Source organism: Leuconostoc sp. UCMA20149 (genome assembly GCF_030400235.1).
GTDB classification, from domain to species: Bacteria; Bacillota; Bacilli; order Lactobacillales; family Lactobacillaceae; genus Leuconostoc; species Leuconostoc pseudomesenteroides.
The window spans coordinates 71,556-89,764 of record NZ_VJYC01000006.1 but is presented as its reverse complement, the minus strand read 5'-3'; the positions used below and the strand labels follow the sequence as shown (position 1 = coordinate 89,764).

The window sequence follows — 18,209 nt, the reverse complement described above, 5'->3', positions numbered from 1 at the left end:
ATGTTGCTAGGAGAATGTTGTTTAGTGTGTTTCGAGTTGATAGGTTGTGAACTGACCTAACAAATTTTTGCCGTCAATTTTGATGATAGGGGCGTCATTAGTATAGAATCTCTCTGTGAATACTTTTTCACCATTTTGAACGAATATTTCAACGACGCTTTTATCAATATATAAGGAAAGTGTTATTTCTGTTGATTGTGCAATTGTTGCAAACCGATTATCTTGAGGATGATCCTGATGTGTTAGTCGGAATTGCTGGTTAGCATTATCAAAATTGAGCGTGATAATATCTTGCTTTTTGCTATTTTGGAAGTGTAAGTTAAAATTTTGGGCGGTGAGATTGAGTTGAACTTCAACAGTTGCTGAATGACCATCTAATAGCGTTTGTACTGATGACAAACTGCCACTGCTTAATAACTGTTTCCGTAAAGCGCGAACTTCGGTGACTGGACGCATCAATAAACGGTCATTGGCTAGGATAAGTTCGCGAGGTAAGGTGAGCATACCTGCCCAGCCATCTGCTTTTTCAGGAAATTCGCTTTCCCACATATCCGCCCAGCCAATAACGATTCGGCGACCGTCCGGTGCCAAAAGAGTTTGTGAGGCGTAAAAGTCATGACCATTATCTAATTCTTGAAATTCGCCTCGGTCAAATTGATTTTTGGCGTAATCGTAATGGCCTACAAAGTAACCTGTTTGATAGAGATTACGGAATTTTTGGGGCTGGGTTTCAATTTTCATAGGTGAGGTGAGTAGGATATGACGACCGTTGAGGGTGAAAAAATCAGGGCATTCCCACATGTCACCTTCGGTTGCGACAGATCGTGATTTGTCGAGTTCACCTAGATATTGCCAATCAAAAAGATTTTCGGATTGATAGATTAAGGCACGACCGAGTCCATCTTGTGATTGATTGCCTAAAATGACATAGTAATTGCCATCATATTCCCAAATTTTAGGATCCCGAAAGTGGTGCGTGCTATCAGACGGCGCTTCAGCAATAATTGGGTTGTGCTCATACTTTGTAAAATGAACACCGTCATCGCTATAAGCTAGATTTTGATTTTGCCAGAAATGTTCAGGATCATTGTCGCCGTAGTAATGATGACCCGTATAAATCAGCCAAAGGCGACCGTCTTTGACAATGGCGCTTCCCGAAAATACGCCGCCTGTATCTTCAGCATCGCCAGGGGTTAATGCAATTGGTAAGTCTTCCCAGTGCATTAAATCACGGCTTCGTGCGTGCCCCCAATGCATTGGTCCCCATTCAGGTTTGTAGGGATAGTTTTGATAGAAAATATGATAATAGCCTTGAAAGTATACAAAACCATTAGGGTCATTCATCCAGCCATAGGTTGGTGCTAAATGAAATTCAGGGCGGTAGCGATCATTGGTTACCGTTGAGAATTTTTTTTCGAGTGTGTGTGACATATTGTCTCCTTAAAGTATGTTTTGGATGTTGCGGCGTTACGAGTTAGCCAAAGGTGTTCCGTCGACGTGTTGTGTATCTTTTTTGAGAATGAAGAACGCGTAAACACCAGCAATCAAGACAATGACAGCAATGACATGGAATGTATTTTGATAACCTACGCGATCTCTAAGAATGCCCAATGGTGTTGATAAAATGACCTGTCCAATCTGGGCTGCAATCTGGAAACCAATCATATATAGAGAAGCAGATAGTTTGGTATTGAAGTGAAGGGTAAAGTATCTGAAAATTGATAACGTAAACATAGGTACTTCGAGAGAGTGCAGCATTTTAATGGCGGAAACGGCGTATGGATTGGCGTTAAATCCGCAAAGGCCAATTCGCAAGAACATAATAGCGACACCAATCATGAGTGTCCGTTTGACACCAACTTTTTGCATCACAATTGGTACGATACCTAACATTAGCGCTTCAAAGAATACTTGGATACTGTTGAGCGTGCCGTATGTTTGTTGGCCAACTGCTACACTTGAGAATAACTTTGTATAGAAATCAGGAAACATTTGTGAATCAAAAATATTATAAAAAGTCCAAGTGAACATGATGAAAATAATCACCTGCCATAATTCAGACATTTTTAAAAGACGTAACATATCTGATAGCTTTGGTACTGAATCTTCGCGGGCTAACGTTTCGACAGCATGATTCGCATCACGCTCTGCTTTTGGCACCCAGAATATAAGAACCAATAATAGTAGCACACCAAATAATGAACCAAACCAGAAATTTAAATGAGGGTTAATCACAAACAAAACACCGGCAAGTAGGGCCACAATAGCGTATCCGAATGATCCCCAAGCACGAGCTTGACCATATTCAAATGAGAATACACGACTAAATCGTTCTGTGACCGCTTCTAGTATGCCAACTGCCGATAAAAAACCTGTCGATAGCACGACAGCACCGACCCACATACCGATTGCAAAATGATTGACGAGGAGAGGGGCATAGACCCAAATAAAAAATGGACCAATTAGTGTAGATATAACAGCGTTAAAAATAAGTAAGTGTCGCTTGATGAATAGTTTGTCTTGAATTGTGCCATAAACAAACATCAAAATTAAACTGATCAATGAATTGGCGGAAAAAATAGTGCCAACTTGACTTCCAGATAGACCCAGACCATTTGTGTCGGAAGTCAACCATAGTTGGTAGAAACTCCACCAAATACCCCATGACGCAAAGAACAACAACATGCTAGTTGAACTTTGTAAATAAGACGCGTTTTTAAAGGTGCGCGTGCCTTTTTGATTATGATTCATTAGCAGATCCATTAACCTTTCTTAAAATGGCGTTCTAAAATGTAAACGTTTACATAAGTGATTATAATTGCAATTTTTTAGTATGTCAACCGATTGGCAGTTTTATTTTTGAATGTTTGTTTTTTTGATATATTACAAATAAAATAAAGAGCTTGCATATTCTTTCTTTCAGCTATATAATTTATCCATAGATAAAAAAAGGAAACGGGAAAGTTCATGAAATTTTGGAAAAGTACGGAGTGGCAACGTGTTCGAAAAATACGCGGTTTGCCATTATTACTAATTGGAATTGCACTCATTCCAAGCCTTTATGCGGTTATCTTCTTGTCATCATTGTGGGATGCGTATGGTAATGTCAACAAATTACCGGTGGCAATTGTCAACCAAGATCGCGCTGCAAAGATTAACGGTAAGACGCAACATTTAGGAAATAACCTCACCAAAAATTTGGTAGATGGTAAGCAACTAAAAATTATTAAAACCACTAAATCTCAAGCCGCATCAGGTTTGAAAAGTGGTAAATACTACATGACCATCACAATTCCTAGTGACTTCACTGAGAATTCTGGCACACTTTTGAGTAGTAATCCCGTGCAACCAGAAATAAAAATTGCTCACAACACAGGTCAAGGATTTATTGCTGAAAAAATGACAACATCAGCAGCCGAGAAATTGCAAACTAAAGTGTCACAATCGTTACAAAAAGTTTATAGTCAAACACTTGTAACCGCCACGACTGCTTCCAAGGACGGTTTTAATACTGGTTCTGAGGGTGCAAGTCAATTGAGCAGTGGTATCTCTCAATTACAAGATGGCACAAAGCAATTACAAACAGGCACGACCGCATTGCAAAGTGGTTCTGCCCAACTTGTAACTGGTTTGTCGCAGTATACAAGTGGTGTCTCATCAGCTAATTCTGGTTCTGCACAGTTAGTGGCAGGTGCGCAACAACTCGCCACACAACTTCAAAAAGTCAGTGATGAAATTAATGCAAAGCAACAAGCAAAGGCATCTGATTTGGCAAAGTTGGATGCTGGATTGACGGAGCTGACGAAAGGATTGGAAAAATTGGGGGAGATTGAAGCACCCAATATTGATTTGAATTCTGATGACATTAGTAGCAATGCACAAAATTTGACAACTAGCTTGGAGCAATTGGGGGGAAGTCTTACAAAGTCTGGGGCAAATTTAAAAAATATTTCTGATAGCTTATCAAAGTTAATTGCACAGAACCCACAACTAATAGCGGATCCAAGTGTGCAAACAGTAATGAAAAACCTGCAAGATTTAAATACTAATCTACAAGATAGTGGTACTTCAGCAACCGCAAGTGGTCAGGCAGCCCAAAAAATCAACAAAGATCTGCAACCTTTAGTTGCAGCATTGCCAGAGCTAAAAAACTTACAAGCCCAACTTCCTGAACTGAAAGCTCTGTCTAAAGGTACGCAAGCAACTAAGGGTGCGCAACAAGCCATCAAAACCCTTAATGCGAGTCTCACTGAAGTTAGCAACGGTATCGCTACGCAAGCTGTTCCGGGAGCACAACAGTTAGCACAAGGTGCGAGTCAATTGAATGCCGGATTGGGTCAACTAAATGCTAATAGTGGCACCCTTAATCAAGGCGCTTCGCAGCTCAATTCTGGCACCACACAGTTACTAGAAGGTGAAAATCAAGCAATCGTTGCTCTTGGGCAAGCTAACACAGGTGCGCAAACGTTGTCACAAAAATTAGCTGATGGTGCTGTTAAATTATCAAGCATTCATAATCAAAAATCTAATGTGACTGCTTTGTCAAAACCAGTTAAAAAAGATAATTCTGATTTATCTAAGGTTGCTAACAATGGTACTGGTATGGCACCATATATGATGTCGGTCGGTCTGTTTGTTGGTATGGTTGCATTTAGTGCGATATTTGATTTCATGACTGTTGGCAAGAAACCGAAAAATGGTTTCCTCTGGTGGGCTGACAAGCAAACAGTTAATGCACCGGTCTGGATTGCACAAGCACTGTTGATGACGGCATTGCTCTTTATCGTTGACGGTATGCAAACTCAAAAACCAGTCATGACATTCGTAGTAGCTTTGGTAGCATCATTTGCCTTTAATCAATTCGTAATTCTGTTCAATGTTGCATTTGGTAAACTAGGATCTGGTATAATGCTAATTTTGATGGTTTTGCAATTGAGTGCCAGTGCCGGAACTTATCCAATTGAGCTCTCAAATGGCTTCTTTAATGCAATTCACCCTTGGATGCCGATGACGTATTCGGTTCACGCACTACGTGAAACAATTTCAATTGGTGGCAGTGTGGCGTTGGATCTAACCGTATTGTTGAGTTTGGGTATTGTTTCCATGATTCTGACATGGGGTGTTTACCAAATGAAACTAAAGCATAATCAATTGTCATTTCCACAATCATCAGCTGCGGAATAAATGACTTATAAACCTCACTCGTGGGGCTTTGTACATAAAAAGTTGGGAGAAATATCATTATGAAAATGTCTAGTGCTGTTGAGCAAAGTTTAGTTGTATTAGTCATGTTGGGACTACAAAAAGATGGACTGCCAGTTAAAAGTCACATTTTGAGTAAGCATCTTGAAGTTTCAGATTCCTATTTAAAAAAGACCATGCGAAAATTGGTTGTTGCCAATATTGTGGAAGCAATTGCCAGCAAGGAGGGGGGCTTTCGTTTGGCACGTGCCACAAAGTCAATCACGTTATTGGACGTTTACGAAGCGATTGAGGGAAAGGACAGTTTTGTCCATTCTACACAGCTAGCTGATAGAGTATTCCCAGCCAAAAAAGCGGTTGAAACAGGTACACAAGAAGTCCTATCAATCATATTTGATGCCGAGCAAGATTTCAAAAAGCGATTGAAGCAGTATTCAATTCTCGACTTGCTGAAGTTGCGCGAAGATGGTAGCGATGGCATTGATTGGCGTAATTATGAACCACAAAGTCAAACGGCCTTTGTGTGATGGGTTTAAAATGTAAGAGATTAGGGACCAGCTGGTCCTTTTTTGTTTCGACAGGTTATTATTGACGACAAATTATAATCATGATAATATGAAGCAAAATGAAAGCGGTTACATAAAAACTGTCAGTTTACAAAGAAACAAGAGGTATTGATCGTATGACATATAGTCATGAAAGTATTCAAACAACAAATGGATTACCGTTTCGCATTTTTAGTTTTAATGAGCAAAATGACGGCCGCTTTATCCCGAAACATTGGCACCAAAGTGTTGAAATGATATATTGCTTATCTGGTCAATTGAAAGTTTGGCTGATTACTGAAGAATATATTTTACAAAAAAATGATTTCATGGTGATTAACACAAATACCGTTCATGCTACGCAGGGACTCAAAAATAGTCAAGTCATGATTATTCAGTTACCAATACAATTTTTACGTGATGTGACCTTTGGTAAATATCCAAATGAATTTGTTTTTCAAATTAATAGGACAGTTATGAAAAGTGATTATGATGATGTTGTGTTGACTTATTTTAAGCAAATGGCGATATGCAGCCGATATTTCAAAGAAGGTCACAAAACGCACGAGTTATTAATGAATCTACACGTTATGTCTGATATATATGGTTTATTGTCAATTTTATGTGAACATTATGCCGATAAAACCATTGCTGCTAGAAGAAAATTGACTTTTGATCGGACCAGATTGATTAAAGTGATTGATTACTTACATGACAATTTTGTTAATGAGATTACTTTGGCTTCTACCGCAAACGATTTCAATTTTTCCACTAGTTATTTTTCAAAATTTTTTCAACAAGGAATGGGGACGTCATTTACAAGTTATCTCCGTTCTATTCGTTTAGATGCTGCCTTTGAAAAGATGATGACATCTGATTTAGATCTCACAACAATTGCTATTGATTGTGGGTTTGAGAGTTATCGTAATTTTTACAATGCTTTTATTGAAGTTTACCGTGTTGCACCTAGTGAATATCGGAAAATGTCAACAATAATGTGATGGCCAAAATGACAAATATTTACATATTTTAAGCGATAAAACAGCAGGTTAGCCATCGAGAAAGCGCTTACAATTAAATTGTAAAATAAATAGTCAATTCGAAAGAGAGGCGCATGATGAAATTTAACAAGGAAAAAGTAACGGGTCTATTTAACAATATGTCTCCGACTTTAGACAAAATTGGGAAAAACAAGTATCTGCAAACAATTATGGGCGCTATGATGGCACTATTACCACCCATAATTTTGGGATCATTGGCGACACTGCTATCGATATATACCAAAGATTTAAATTACAAACCGTTATCAAATATTTTAAATGGTATTGGCACTATTACGATTGGTGCTATGGCACTGTATTTATCATTTTTGATGGCTAAATATCTAGTTCAAAATTTTATGTCTGATCAAGATGATGGTACCGCAGCAGGTATTATATCTCTAATGTCATTTTTGATCATGACACCATTAGGTTCTTATACATCTAATCATGTGGCCGTTACTGCTACTCCGGTAACGTGGCTTTCATCACAAGGTGTTTTTTCAGCAATGGTGATTGGATTAATCGTTGGCCGTTTATATATTTATATTGTGAAACACGGCTGGACAATTAAAATGCCAGCGGGTGTACCGCCAATGGTTTCACAATCGTTTGCAGCATTAATTCCGGGTATTTTTATAGGTATTATATTTGGTTTAGCCTCTTTCCTATTTGCCATATCATCATTTGGAAGCTTTCATCAAATGATTTTTTCCATTATTCAAGAGCCGTTAAGAGGAATTGGTGGCAACATCTGGGCAATGATTTTGGTTAGCTTACTGATGCAAATTATGTGGTTCTTTGGAATTCATGGTACTAATGTATTATTGCCGTTAGTAACCCCAATTTGGTTATCTATGGACGTTGAAAATCTTAATGCAGTTGCGAAAGGCGTCACACCGCCTAATATTATCGGATTAGGATTTTTCAACATTATTACATGGGGCGGTTTGGCACTTGGATTAGTGATATTAATGCTTTTTGCTAAGAGTAAAAGATATAAAGAACTGGGTAAAATTGCTGTTGTACCGGCATTGTTTGGTATCACTGAACCGGTTATTTTTGGAACACCCTTAGTATTGAATTTTAATTTAGCTATTCCATTTATTTTTAACAATGCAATTGCACTTGGCATATCATATGTATTAATTAAATTAGGGATTGTTGCTCGATTTATCGGTTCGCAAGCGATTTTTGGGCTGCCATTAGGCTTCCATGCGGGAATTGAAGGACACGCTTCCATCATTATTCTGCAACTATTCCTTCAATTGGTTCTATCTACAATACTCTGGTATCCATGGTTTAAACACTTAGATAATCAAACTTATAAAGCAGAAATGGAGGGGGTAAATCATGTCGCCAACTAACCTAAAAAAATTATTAAATAGTCTCACATTGCCCGAAAAAGTCGGTCAACTGGTGCAATTATCTGGTGAATTTTTTGACACAACACAGAATATTGTCACTGGACCAGTTCAAAAGCTGGGCTTGAATCCAGAAATGGTACCACTAGTTGGATCCGTTTTAAATGTGGTGGGTGCTGAAAAAACAAGAAAAATACAGCAAGCATATCTTGAAAATAGTTCCCATAAAATTCCCTTGCTTTTTATGGCAGATATTGTTTATGGGTTGAAAACAGTTTATCCTATTCCACTTGGGATGGGCGCAACTTGGGATCCAAATCTAATTAGAACAGCATATCAAAATACGGCGTCAGAGGCTTATGCCAGTGGTGCTCACGTATCATTTGCGCCAATGGTAGACATTGTGCGGGATGCTAGGTGGGGAAGAAGCTTGGAGTCGACTGGCGAGGATCCTGTGTTGAACGCTAGCATGGCTGCAGCAATGGTAGAGGGATTTCAACATAATCTAGGCAAAGATTCAGGAATAGCGGCTTGTGTCAAACACTTTGCTGCCTATGGTGCTGCTGAATCTGGTAGAGAATATAATAGTGTCGATATGTCAGAAATGAAATTGTTTCAAGACTATCTACCGCCATATAAAGCAGCAGTAGATGCTGGCACCGAAATGGTGATGACGTCTTTTAACACCATAAATGGTGTTCCCGTCACAGCTAGTTCATATCTATTGCATAACGTCCTCCGTGAAAAATGGGGATTTGAGGGTATCATTATCAGTGATTATGCGGCAGTCAATGAACTCATAGCGCATGGGTATTCTTCTAATCAATCTGAGGCTGCCAAAGACGCATTTGTGGCTGGTGTTGATATTGATATGCAGTCTTCAGCCTATGCTAATAATTTAGATAGCATTATCACAGATGGTCAAGTAGATGAATCTAAACTCAATGCTGCTGTTCTAAAAGTATTGCAGTTAAAAAATAAATTAGGCTTGTTTGAAGATCCTTATCGAGGTGCTGATAAGCAAGTTGAATCAAATGCCATTTTATCTTCAGAAAAAAGAGAGTTAGCTAGAGAAGTCTCGAATAAAGCAATGGTATTATTAAAAAATGAAAAAAACATCCTGCCTCTAGACACAAGTAAAAAAATTGCTTTAATTGGACCATATTCAGATGAACAAGAATTACTAGGTTTGTGGGCAGTTCATGCCGACCGGAATGAAACAGTAACAATTGCTGATGCATTTCGTGAAGTGGTACCCTCTGATCGTCTGTTAGTTAGAAAGGGCACCAATATTACTGATGATGTCGAAATGTTACGTGGTTTGGGATTAAGCGATGACGTCATTAGCAAGAACATTTTAACCAAAAAACAAGCTAAAATGGAATTTGATAGCGCTATCGAAATTGCCAATAAATCAGATGTGGTTATTTTTGCAGCAGGTGAGCATACATTTGAGAGTGGTGAGGGTGGCAGTAAAACAAATATAACATTACCAGAAAACCAAAAAAAATTGATCAAGGCCATCAGAAAATTAGGTAAAAAAATTATCCTAGTGACAATTAATGGCAGACCGTTGGTTTTAACCGATATTATTGATGACGTCGATGCGGTTATTGTTGCATGGTTTCCAGGAACAGAAGGTGGTCATGCAATAGCTGATACAATCTTGGGCAAAACAAACCCTTCTGGCAGACTTTCGATGACTTTCCCTTATAGTGTGGGTCAGCTACCGATCTATTATAGCCGCCTCACGACGGGGCGTCCTGAGACAAAATCGACACATAGTAGCCGATTTACTTCCCGGTATATTGATTCCACCAATAATCCTTTGTTTCCCTTTGGATTTGGTTTATCTTATAGTCAATTTAATTATACTGACATGAAGCTGAGTGGTGATGTATTGCATGAAGGTGAAAAACTGACTGTATCAGTTGTGGTATCAAATCAAAGTGATCGAGATGGCATTGAAACAGTTCAGATGTATATACAGGATTTATTCGCCAAAGTAGTGCAACCGGAAAAACGTTTGAAAAGTTTCAAAAAAGTATTAGTTCCTGCAAGAAGTGAGGTAACAGTTTCTTTCGACATTGATGTAGAAATGTTAAAGTATTTTGATAATCAACTTCATTATAATTTTGATCCAGGAGACTTCAAAGTTTATGTTGGCCACGATAGCCTTCATTTAGCCGAAGCTAGGTTTGTTCTTCGAGCGTGAAATATTAGAAAAAAGGTTTGAATTGCTTAACCATTCAAATCTTTTTTTTGATACAAATGTAATTATTCATAATTGAGGGTGTGATTGAAATACCTTAGACAAAGATATAGCAAAAATTTAAAATTTGACAATATTTTTTAATTTAAATAACTATTATAACGGTTCATATCAATGAAAAATTAAATTATACGTCATTAGGACGCCTTTTCTAATTGAAATTATTCTTTTTTTAATATAACATATACTTTATATTTAATTTTCATTTAAGAAAGGGAGAGTAATGGGAGTTGTAAGAAAGAAAACGACTTCGCTGTTTTTAGTGAGCACAATTTTAAGTTCGTTGGTTATTAATCCACAATCCATCACTGTTTTTGGTGATGTGACGAAAGGATTGACTGATACAGTTTCAAAGGCCAAACTTAAAAAGACACTAGACAGCGCAGCATCGGAAGCAAAAAAGAATCAGAAAACGACTTTTGAGAAAAAAGTCAAAGCACAATTAAAAGCAAAAGGATTAACAGTTCCTAGTTCCTCATCAGAATTGCAGAACAAAACTGTCACAGTAATCGTTGAACTGGATAAAAAAGCGGCAAGTCAGTCAACGGCATCACCAACAGGATCGACAAAGTCAATCAATCTGATTGATAAGGCCACGCAATCGACAATTGAGGCTCAGAAACCAGTTCGTGATCAAGTAGCAAAATTGACAGGCAATAAGCCCAAAAAGACCTTTGGCTATTTGCTTAATGGTTTTTCAATCAATGCTAAGGTGAGTGACATTAGTGCCATTCAAGCGATTAAAGGGGTTAAAGCAGTCACACCTGCTAATGTGTATGCCCCACAAGATCAATCAGCAAATGAAATTGCTAACGTACCACAAGTTTGGTCAAAGTATAAGTTAAAAGGTGAGGGCACACTGATTGCCATAATTGATTCAGGCATTGACCCAACGCACAAAGATTTGACGTTGGATAATAATAGTTCTGAAAAATTAACACAGTCTGAATCGAGTGCAGCAATCCAAAAGCTTGGATATGGTAAATGGTATTCCGACAAAGTGCCATTCGCTTATAATTATGCTGATGGGACTAGTGATACAGTCTACGATACTGGGGCCTCAGAAATGCACGGCATGCACGTAGCGGGTATTGCGGCGGCAAATGGTAAGGCAACCGCTGAAACTGGTTCTGATACCACTAAATATGTGGTCGGTGTTGCGCCAAACGCACAGTTGCTAGACATGAAGGTTTTCTCGAACAATGGTGGTGGTGCGTATAGTGATGACATTGTGTCGGCAATCGAGGATTCAGTTAAATTAGGGGCTAATGTTATCAACATGTCCTTAGGTTCAGTTGGTGGCAACCAGGATCAAGACGATCCAGAACAAGAAGCAGTTAATCAAGCAGCAAAAGAAGGCGTTGTACCAGTTATTTCAGCTGGAAACAATGGTTTGTCAACATCTGCTGATGCTACGAATAATCAATCAACTAGTTTGACAAATGATAATGGTACAGTCGGGTCGCCGGGTGTTGCGGCTGATGCAATTACGGTAGCGTCATCTGAAAATACAACAATGGTCTCACCATGGTTAGATTTGACGACAGCTGCTGGGGCGCAAACACTCAAAGATCCGCTTGTCACACAGCTTTCGGATAAAGCTGATCTAACTAAACTGAATGGCAAAGCTCTTTATTTGGCTAAAAACGGTAGTGACGGTTTACCTGGTGTTGGTAACGCTAAAGACTTTGATAGTGATGTCAAAGGCAAAGTTGCTGTTGTCATGCGAGGCAGTATTGCCTTCACTGAAAAGCAGGAAAATGCTTTAAATGCTGGGGCAGCTGGTTTAATTATTATTAATAATAAACCTGATGAAACGGCGCTTAATTTTTCAATGAACACGTCAATTACGACAATGGCTATTTTATATGATGGTGGGCAATCACTGTTAGCCTACGTTAAGGACCACAGCAATCAAACTTATAATTTTGCAGTCAAAAATTTGACAACGCCAAATGCTAGCACTGGCAAAATGTCTACTTTCAGTTCTTATGGGCCAACGCCTGATTTGACATTAAAACCTGATGTTACTGCACCAGGAGGTAAAATCTGGTCAACTGCAAATAATAATAGTTACCAAGAAATGAGTGGCACGTCAATGGCGTCGCCATTTACAGCCGGTGTATCGGCGTTGGTAACACAATCACTTGCAGGAAGTGTTGCAGCAAGTAATATTAATCAATATGTGAAAACTGATTTGATGAACACGGCTGTGCCGCTCTATGATAAGGACCATCCTGACGCGATTGTCTCGCCACGTCGTCAAGGTGCGGGATTAGTGCAAGTTGACAAAGCAGTCGATAACAAAGTATTTGCGACGACCACGTCCGGTGATGCGTCGATTTCGTTGAAAGAAATCACTAGTAACACACAGACTATGACGGTTCAATTAACTAACAATGATAAAGATAAGGCCACCTATTCTTTCAACAACTACGGTGGTGTTTGGACAAATAGTGCTACTAGCCAGCAAAATGCTTATGATGACAAATTAAGTGGTGCTGCCATTAATTTGGCGTCGGCTACTAATCACAAAGGTGAAAGTGTTTTAGATGGCAATCAAAAAATTACTGTTGCAGCGAACGATACAGTGACTGTTAAAGTAAAACTTACGTTGCCACAACAGGTAACAAACTCCTATGTGGAAGGCTATGTTGGCTTCCAAGCCGAAAATAATGGTGTGACGACAAGTGCTCAAAACTTAGTTGTGCCATATCTTGGTTATTACGGACAATGGAATAGTCAAAAAATATTTGATGATCCCATTTGGACGGGAAATTCTTACTATGGTACTTCTTATTTCATGGATGGTGAACAAAATATTTTAGGTTTGAACGCCAAAGGTGATAATATTACCCCAAGTAATATCGCATTTTCACCGAATTTTGATGACAGTCAAGATACAGCGACGCCTATTGTGAGTTTGTGGCGTAATGCAAAAAATCTGACTGCGCAAATTTATAAAAATGATCCGGATGATGATAAAAATGCAAACCAAAAACCAATTAGAACTCTCTATATCGATCCTGAGGTAACTAAGACTTACTATGACGCATCTACCGGAAGCTATACCAGCTATACTGGAAATAGCTTGAGGTGGGATGGCACGGTTTGGAATGCTAAAACAGGTCAGTACGATACAGCAACAGATGGTCAGTACTATTATAAAATTTCCGCTGAATCTGAATCGGGAAGTACTGACAAACAGTCACAGACCTTGCCAATCAAGTTGGACACAGTTGCACCAACGATTGATTTTGATAAATCAAGTTTGTCGGTTGGCAGCGATGGCGCATATCATCTGAAAGCGACTGTAAAGGATGAACTGAGTGGTATCGCTTCATTTGGCAAAGTTGTTGTCGCAATAAACGGTGTTAGTGCAACTTATGACCAACCATTATCAGACAGTCATACATTGAAGCAAGCAATTGATGTGACTTTGAATGCTGATCAAGTTTCGGCGCTTCAGGCTGGCAAAAATAATATCCAAATTGGCGCTTATGACAACGCCGGAAACTTTGGAAATGCTGAAGAACTTGTACAAGCACCGGATAAAACAACTTATGGTCTCGTTCTTTATGATCTCAATGATAACGAAGTCATTACAACTAATTCAGCCATCTATCACCGTCGTTATAACACGATAACCTTAATGGGATCATATCCTTCAAACTTTTACGTCAATGGTAAGCTGGTTGAGGTTGACCCACAGACTCAAGTGTTTGATATGACAGATAGCAAGAATGGTATCCCGTTGCCAGAAGATGGTAAATTTGTATTCAGTACGGATGAAGCAGGGAAAAATGTGATTCGAGTTGTTCAAACAAGAATTTCGGTAACTGAACCAGTCGTCCACTTAGATCATGCGAATGAAAACTTGTCAACCGACCAAACAACCTTTAATATGAGTGGTACTCTAGACGATATAGATTCGCTAGACACTTTGGTAGTAGGTAACTTGTCTACCAATCAGATTACTAACATTACTAAGGATGTTAAGAGTACTGGCGACAATAAGGGCTCATTTTCTGCCGATGTGCCACTACAGTTTGGTGACAATACACTCGTTGCACAAGCAGCGGATAAAGATGGCAATGTTGATGACGTCGTTAAATTTACGGTGAATAGTTCAGCTGATGCACAATTCATTAGTGACCCAAGTTCTGTCATATCGTTTGATAATGACTTGAATTATGGTTTGAACGTTGTGTCATCAACAACGAGTTCGTACGATAAAGATACACAGACGTTGACAATTAGTGGTCATTTGAAACACGCAGTTGACGATAACGGCTTGATGATAGGTGAAACTGCGGGTCCTAAGCGTACAGTAGTCAACTATGATCCGAAAACATTGACTTTTGAGACCAAGATAAAAGCAGCGCCAAATACAAAGGTATCTGTATCTGTTCAGGTGAAATATCAAGGACAAAACATTGTCGATAATAGTCTGCAATTCTATATTGATACAACATTACCTGATTTGAGTTTGTTTAATGAAAGCTCGTTACAACGCCTTTCAGATGGCTCATATCAAATCAAAACTAATCAGTCGCCATATCAGTTAAGTGGTAGTGCGAATGATAATTATGATGGTTACGCAATTAACATCAATGGCGATATGATTGAAAATCAAAAGTTTTCATTTATTTTTAGTAAAGGTAACAACGGGCAGATGAGTCAGTTTAATGTACCGTTAGATTTGACGACTGGTGACAATATCGCTGATATTACGGTTAGTGATGCTGTTGGTAATCAAACCAGTAAAAAGGTCAATGTTCGCTATTATAAAGGAACATTAGACCAGCCGATTATTAGTGCAAGCACAACAGCGCCAACAAACAAGTCGGTATCATTGACAGCTGAAGCGGCAAAGTTACCAACAGATGCCCCAAGCGATGATAGTATTCATACAGAATATAGTCTCGATCAGGGTAAATCTTGGATAGAATACAACGATCATGTTGTCATTGGTGCAAATACTAAGGTTGAATTTAAAGCTGTGGACGATTATGGGAATGAATCAGCAGTTGTTACAACATCTGTAACCAACATCGTACCTCAAATTGAATCCCAAGCTACTATTTCAACACAATATGATGCTGCGCATAAGACAGCTATTGTGTCATTAGGAATGACGGATCAATTGCCTAATCCCGATGTTGCGGGCACGTCACTCCAATATAGCTTAGACGAAGGCAAAACTTGGCAAGCCTATGAGAAGTCATTGACTATTGCTAAAAAACAAGTTGTTCAAGCAAGAACAATTGATAAGGCTGGTAATGTTGGTCGTGTTATGACGGTGACGTTGTTTGCTGATAAAGGCGCAAAGCCTTCCGGAGATCAAAAATCGTCGAGCAATGGTAATAGTTCTGGTTCTGGTTCAAACGGCAGCAGCGAGAGTCAAAGTGGCAACGTATCTGGTAATCGTAAGACTGGTTCTGATTTGACACCGTTCAATTCGTCAAGTTCAGCATCCGCAACCGCACTAACGGCTAAAAAAGCCAATAATGTTGGTAAGGCTGCTTTACCAGACACAGCTGGATTGATTACTTTGTCTGTGGTGGTTGCAGGTATGGTTGTTTCGTTAATTTTTATGACAATAGTGACCATTAAACGTAAACATGATTAAGATCTGCAAAGTTTAATAATTGACTGAAATCATCAAAAATATAAAAAGCATCTAAACGGATGTCGCTGGCAAACAGTTACTCCGGTTAGGTGCTTTTTTGGGAGTTCAAAATTGTCTCAACACTGTTTTAAAAGAAAAGAAAGCGTTTACATTTTTAATTACTGATGTTATAATTAAGTCATTCGAATGAGTTAACTTACTGGGGGATATGGTGATGACAATTTTTAATGTCGACGAATAGCTAAAGTATTTTTCGAAAGGAGATTGACTGTGAAAGATAAGTCAGAAATGATGGATCGTGGGCGAAAAAATCTAAGCATCAAAAGCATGGCTTTCAATCGCTTTTTAATTTTTCGATATGTGACAGCAGGTTTCTTTTTCACCAATATGTACTGGATGTTCTTATTGTTTGGTAGAACAGGATTTTACTGGTTACTGCCTGCAGCGTTGCTATTGATAAATATTGCGGTTGCTGTGGAACAGACGGGTAAATATTGGCGACCTAATCATAAATTGACCCTAACCATTGCGGGATATTGGGTTCAATTGGCAAGTAATATGGCACTAGTGATAGTGATGTTATTTGGATTTAACCATACATTTTGGCCATTTATCAATGATCAAAGCCAATCAGTTATTTTAATTATTTTACTGGTTGGTATGGGTTTATGTCTGTTATTGGAATGGCGGGCACGTTTAATTTCACAAGACCAAGATAAGTATTTTAAGCTACTTCAAGACTTTAAAGTAAGTTTGCAATGAGTTTAATAGAAAAGAGAGTGAATCATGGATAACAGTGATAACAAAATGTTCCAGTTTCTAAGTAAGCATTTGATGGGACCGATGGGTAAGTTAGCACAGTTGAGAATTGTTCGTGGTGTTATGGCGGCAGGTATGGCGTCCATTCCGTTTACAATTGTTGGCTCAATGTTTTTGATTGTAAGTATTATCCCCCAAAGCTTTCCTGCTTTAGCAGGCATTTGGTCGGCGTCATTTGACAAATTAACAAGCTTGTACATGATTGCTAACACAGCAACGATGGGAATTTTAGCCCTTTACTTCTGTATTGTTTTTGGTTATGAATACACAAGAATTCAAGCACAAGAAGAAAAAGTTAACGTTAATCCACTAAACGGTGTATTACTATCGCTGATGGCATTTATAATGTGTGTCCCTGAAATTATTTTCAAGGATGGTGCAATGACATTAATTAATGTTGTTAGCAAAAACAGCAAAATTATTGATGGTTGGGAAATGGGTGGTGGTGTCACCCGTTTGGGTACGACTGGTATCTTCACAGCTATTATCATGTCAATCATTGCTGTGAAAATTTATACGTTCTGTGTGAAGAAAAATTGGACGATTAAAATGCCAGATACTGTGCCAACAGGTGTTGTTAATTCATTCATGGCATTAATTCCAACTGCACTAATTGCATTCACAGTCATTATTATTAACGGTATACTGGTTGCCTTGAATACTGATATTTTCAAAGTCATTGCCGTACCATTTAGTTTCGTGACGAATCTAACGAACACATGGATTGGTTTGTTAGTCATTTACTTCTTGATGCACGCACTTTGGATTGTTGGTATTCATGGTGCGACAATTGTCACGTCATTTTTGACACCAATTGTCTTGTCAAATATGGCAGCCAACCAAGCTGGGGCCAATATTCCTTTTGCCGGTGAATTTAATAACTCGTTTGTTACTATTGGCGGATCTGGTGCGACACTAGGTATGGTAATATTCATTGCTTTCTTTGCCAAATCAGCACAACTAGGTGCGCTTGGAAAAGCTGCCATTGTGCCGTCATTCTTCAATATTAACGAACCAATTTTGTTTGGTATGCCGGTTGTGTATAACCCTTATACAGCTATTCCGTTTTTCTTAGCACCAATGGCGTCAATGTCAGTCGCATACTTTGCTATCAAATTCCATCTGGTTAATCCACCGATTGCGCAGGTTGCTTGGCCAACGCCGGGTGGTTTGTCAGGATTTATTGGATCAGGTGGTGATTGGCGGGCAGCCGTCTTAGCACTAGTTTGTGTCATAGTGGCCTTTGTCATTTGGTATCCATTTATCAAGTTTTATGATGGCAAGTTAGTACGTGATGAACAAACAAACGCAGTGAATGCTTAATAGGAGGATAAT

At 38.8% G+C, this 18,209-nt stretch carries 10 protein-coding genes; 8 read left to right on the top strand and 2 right to left on the bottom strand.

Features of this window, described 5'->3' with window-relative positions; all coding sequences use genetic code 11:
* Positions 1–21: 21 nt before the first annotated feature.
* Positions 22–1,431, bottom strand: a complete 1,410-nt coding sequence (locus FF105_RS06600; RefSeq protein ID WP_148422865.1) for a glycoside hydrolase family 32 protein — start codon at positions 1,429–1,431, stop codon at positions 22–24.
* A gap of 36 nt (positions 1,432–1,467) precedes the next feature.
* Entirely contained in the window at positions 1,468–2,751 is a 1,284-nt protein-coding gene (locus FF105_RS06595) for an MFS transporter (RefSeq protein ID WP_290046477.1), read from the bottom strand.
* Positions 2,752–2,967: 216 nt separating this feature from the next.
* Between FF105_RS06595 and FF105_RS06590 the strand changes: the two genes are divergently transcribed.
* The 8 genes from FF105_RS06590 to celB all read left to right on the top strand — a co-directional run bounded on the left by FF105_RS06590 (position 2,968) and on the right by celB (position 18,197).
* On the top strand, positions 2,968–5,184 hold the full coding sequence (locus tag FF105_RS06590) for a YhgE/Pip domain-containing protein (RefSeq protein ID WP_148422864.1): 2,217 nt from the start codon (positions 2,968–2,970) through the stop codon (positions 5,182–5,184).
* Between the two features lie 59 nt (positions 5,185–5,243).
* Positions 5,244–5,729, top strand: a complete 486-nt coding sequence (locus FF105_RS06585) for an Rrf2 family transcriptional regulator (protein WP_010281828.1) — start codon at positions 5,244–5,246, stop codon at positions 5,727–5,729.
* 155 nt (positions 5,730–5,884) lie between these two features.
* Entirely contained in the window at positions 5,885–6,748 is an 864-nt protein-coding gene (locus FF105_RS06580; RefSeq protein WP_010281827.1) for an AraC family transcriptional regulator, read from the top strand.
* 113 nt (positions 6,749–6,861) lie between these two features.
* Entirely contained in the window at positions 6,862–8,154 is a 1,293-nt protein-coding gene (locus FF105_RS06575; protein WP_336621642.1) for a PTS sugar transporter subunit IIC, read from the top strand.
* On the top strand, positions 8,141–10,366 hold the full coding sequence (bglX, locus tag FF105_RS06570) for a beta-glucosidase BglX (protein WP_148422862.1): 2,226 nt from the start codon (positions 8,141–8,143) through the stop codon (positions 10,364–10,366). The genes FF105_RS06575 and bglX overlap by 14 nt, the downstream gene beginning before the upstream one ends.
* Before the next feature lie 280 nt (positions 10,367–10,646).
* Positions 10,647–16,055: a S8 family serine peptidase gene (locus FF105_RS06565; protein ID WP_260351324.1), complete on the top strand. Its 5,409-nt coding sequence runs from the start codon at positions 10,647–10,649 to the stop codon at positions 16,053–16,055.
* A 270-nt stretch (positions 16,056–16,325) separates the two neighbouring features.
* A complete protein-coding gene (locus FF105_RS06560) occupies positions 16,326–16,817 on the top strand; it encodes a hypothetical protein (RefSeq protein WP_010281806.1) in 492 nt (163 codons plus the stop codon).
* 24 nt (positions 16,818–16,841) lie between these two features.
* A complete protein-coding gene (gene celB / locus FF105_RS06555; RefSeq protein ID WP_010281805.1) occupies positions 16,842–18,197 on the top strand; it encodes a PTS cellobiose transporter subunit IIC in 1,356 nt (451 codons plus the stop codon).
* The last annotated feature ends 12 nt before the right edge of the window (positions 18,198–18,209 follow it).

Excerpts from the sequence above, each read along its gene's own strand:
- bglX (WP_148422862.1), top strand. The coding sequence starts at position 8,141 with ATGTCGCCAACTAACCTAAAAAAATTATTAAATAGTCTCACATTGCCC.
- FF105_RS06585 (WP_010281828.1), top strand. The coding sequence starts at position 5,244 with ATGAAAATGTCTAGTGCTGTTGAGCAAAGTTTAGTTGTATTAGTCATG.
- FF105_RS06595 (WP_290046477.1), bottom strand. The coding sequence starts at position 2,751 with ATGAATCATAATCAAAAAGGCACGCGCACCTTTAAAAACGCGTCTTAT.
- FF105_RS06590 (WP_148422864.1), top strand. The coding sequence starts at position 2,968 with ATGAAATTTTGGAAAAGTACGGAGTGGCAACGTGTTCGAAAAATACGC.
- FF105_RS06565 (WP_260351324.1), top strand. The coding sequence starts at position 10,647 with ATGGGAGTTGTAAGAAAGAAAACGACTTCGCTGTTTTTAGTGAGCACA.
- celB (WP_010281805.1), top strand. The coding sequence starts at position 16,842 with ATGGATAACAGTGATAACAAAATGTTCCAGTTTCTAAGTAAGCATTTG.
- FF105_RS06600 (WP_148422865.1), bottom strand. The coding sequence starts at position 1,431 with ATGTCACACACACTCGAAAAAAAATTCTCAACGGTAACCAATGATCGC.
- FF105_RS06580 (WP_010281827.1), top strand. The coding sequence starts at position 5,885 with ATGACATATAGTCATGAAAGTATTCAAACAACAAATGGATTACCGTTT.
- FF105_RS06575 (WP_336621642.1), top strand. The coding sequence starts at position 6,862 with ATGATGAAATTTAACAAGGAAAAAGTAACGGGTCTATTTAACAATATG.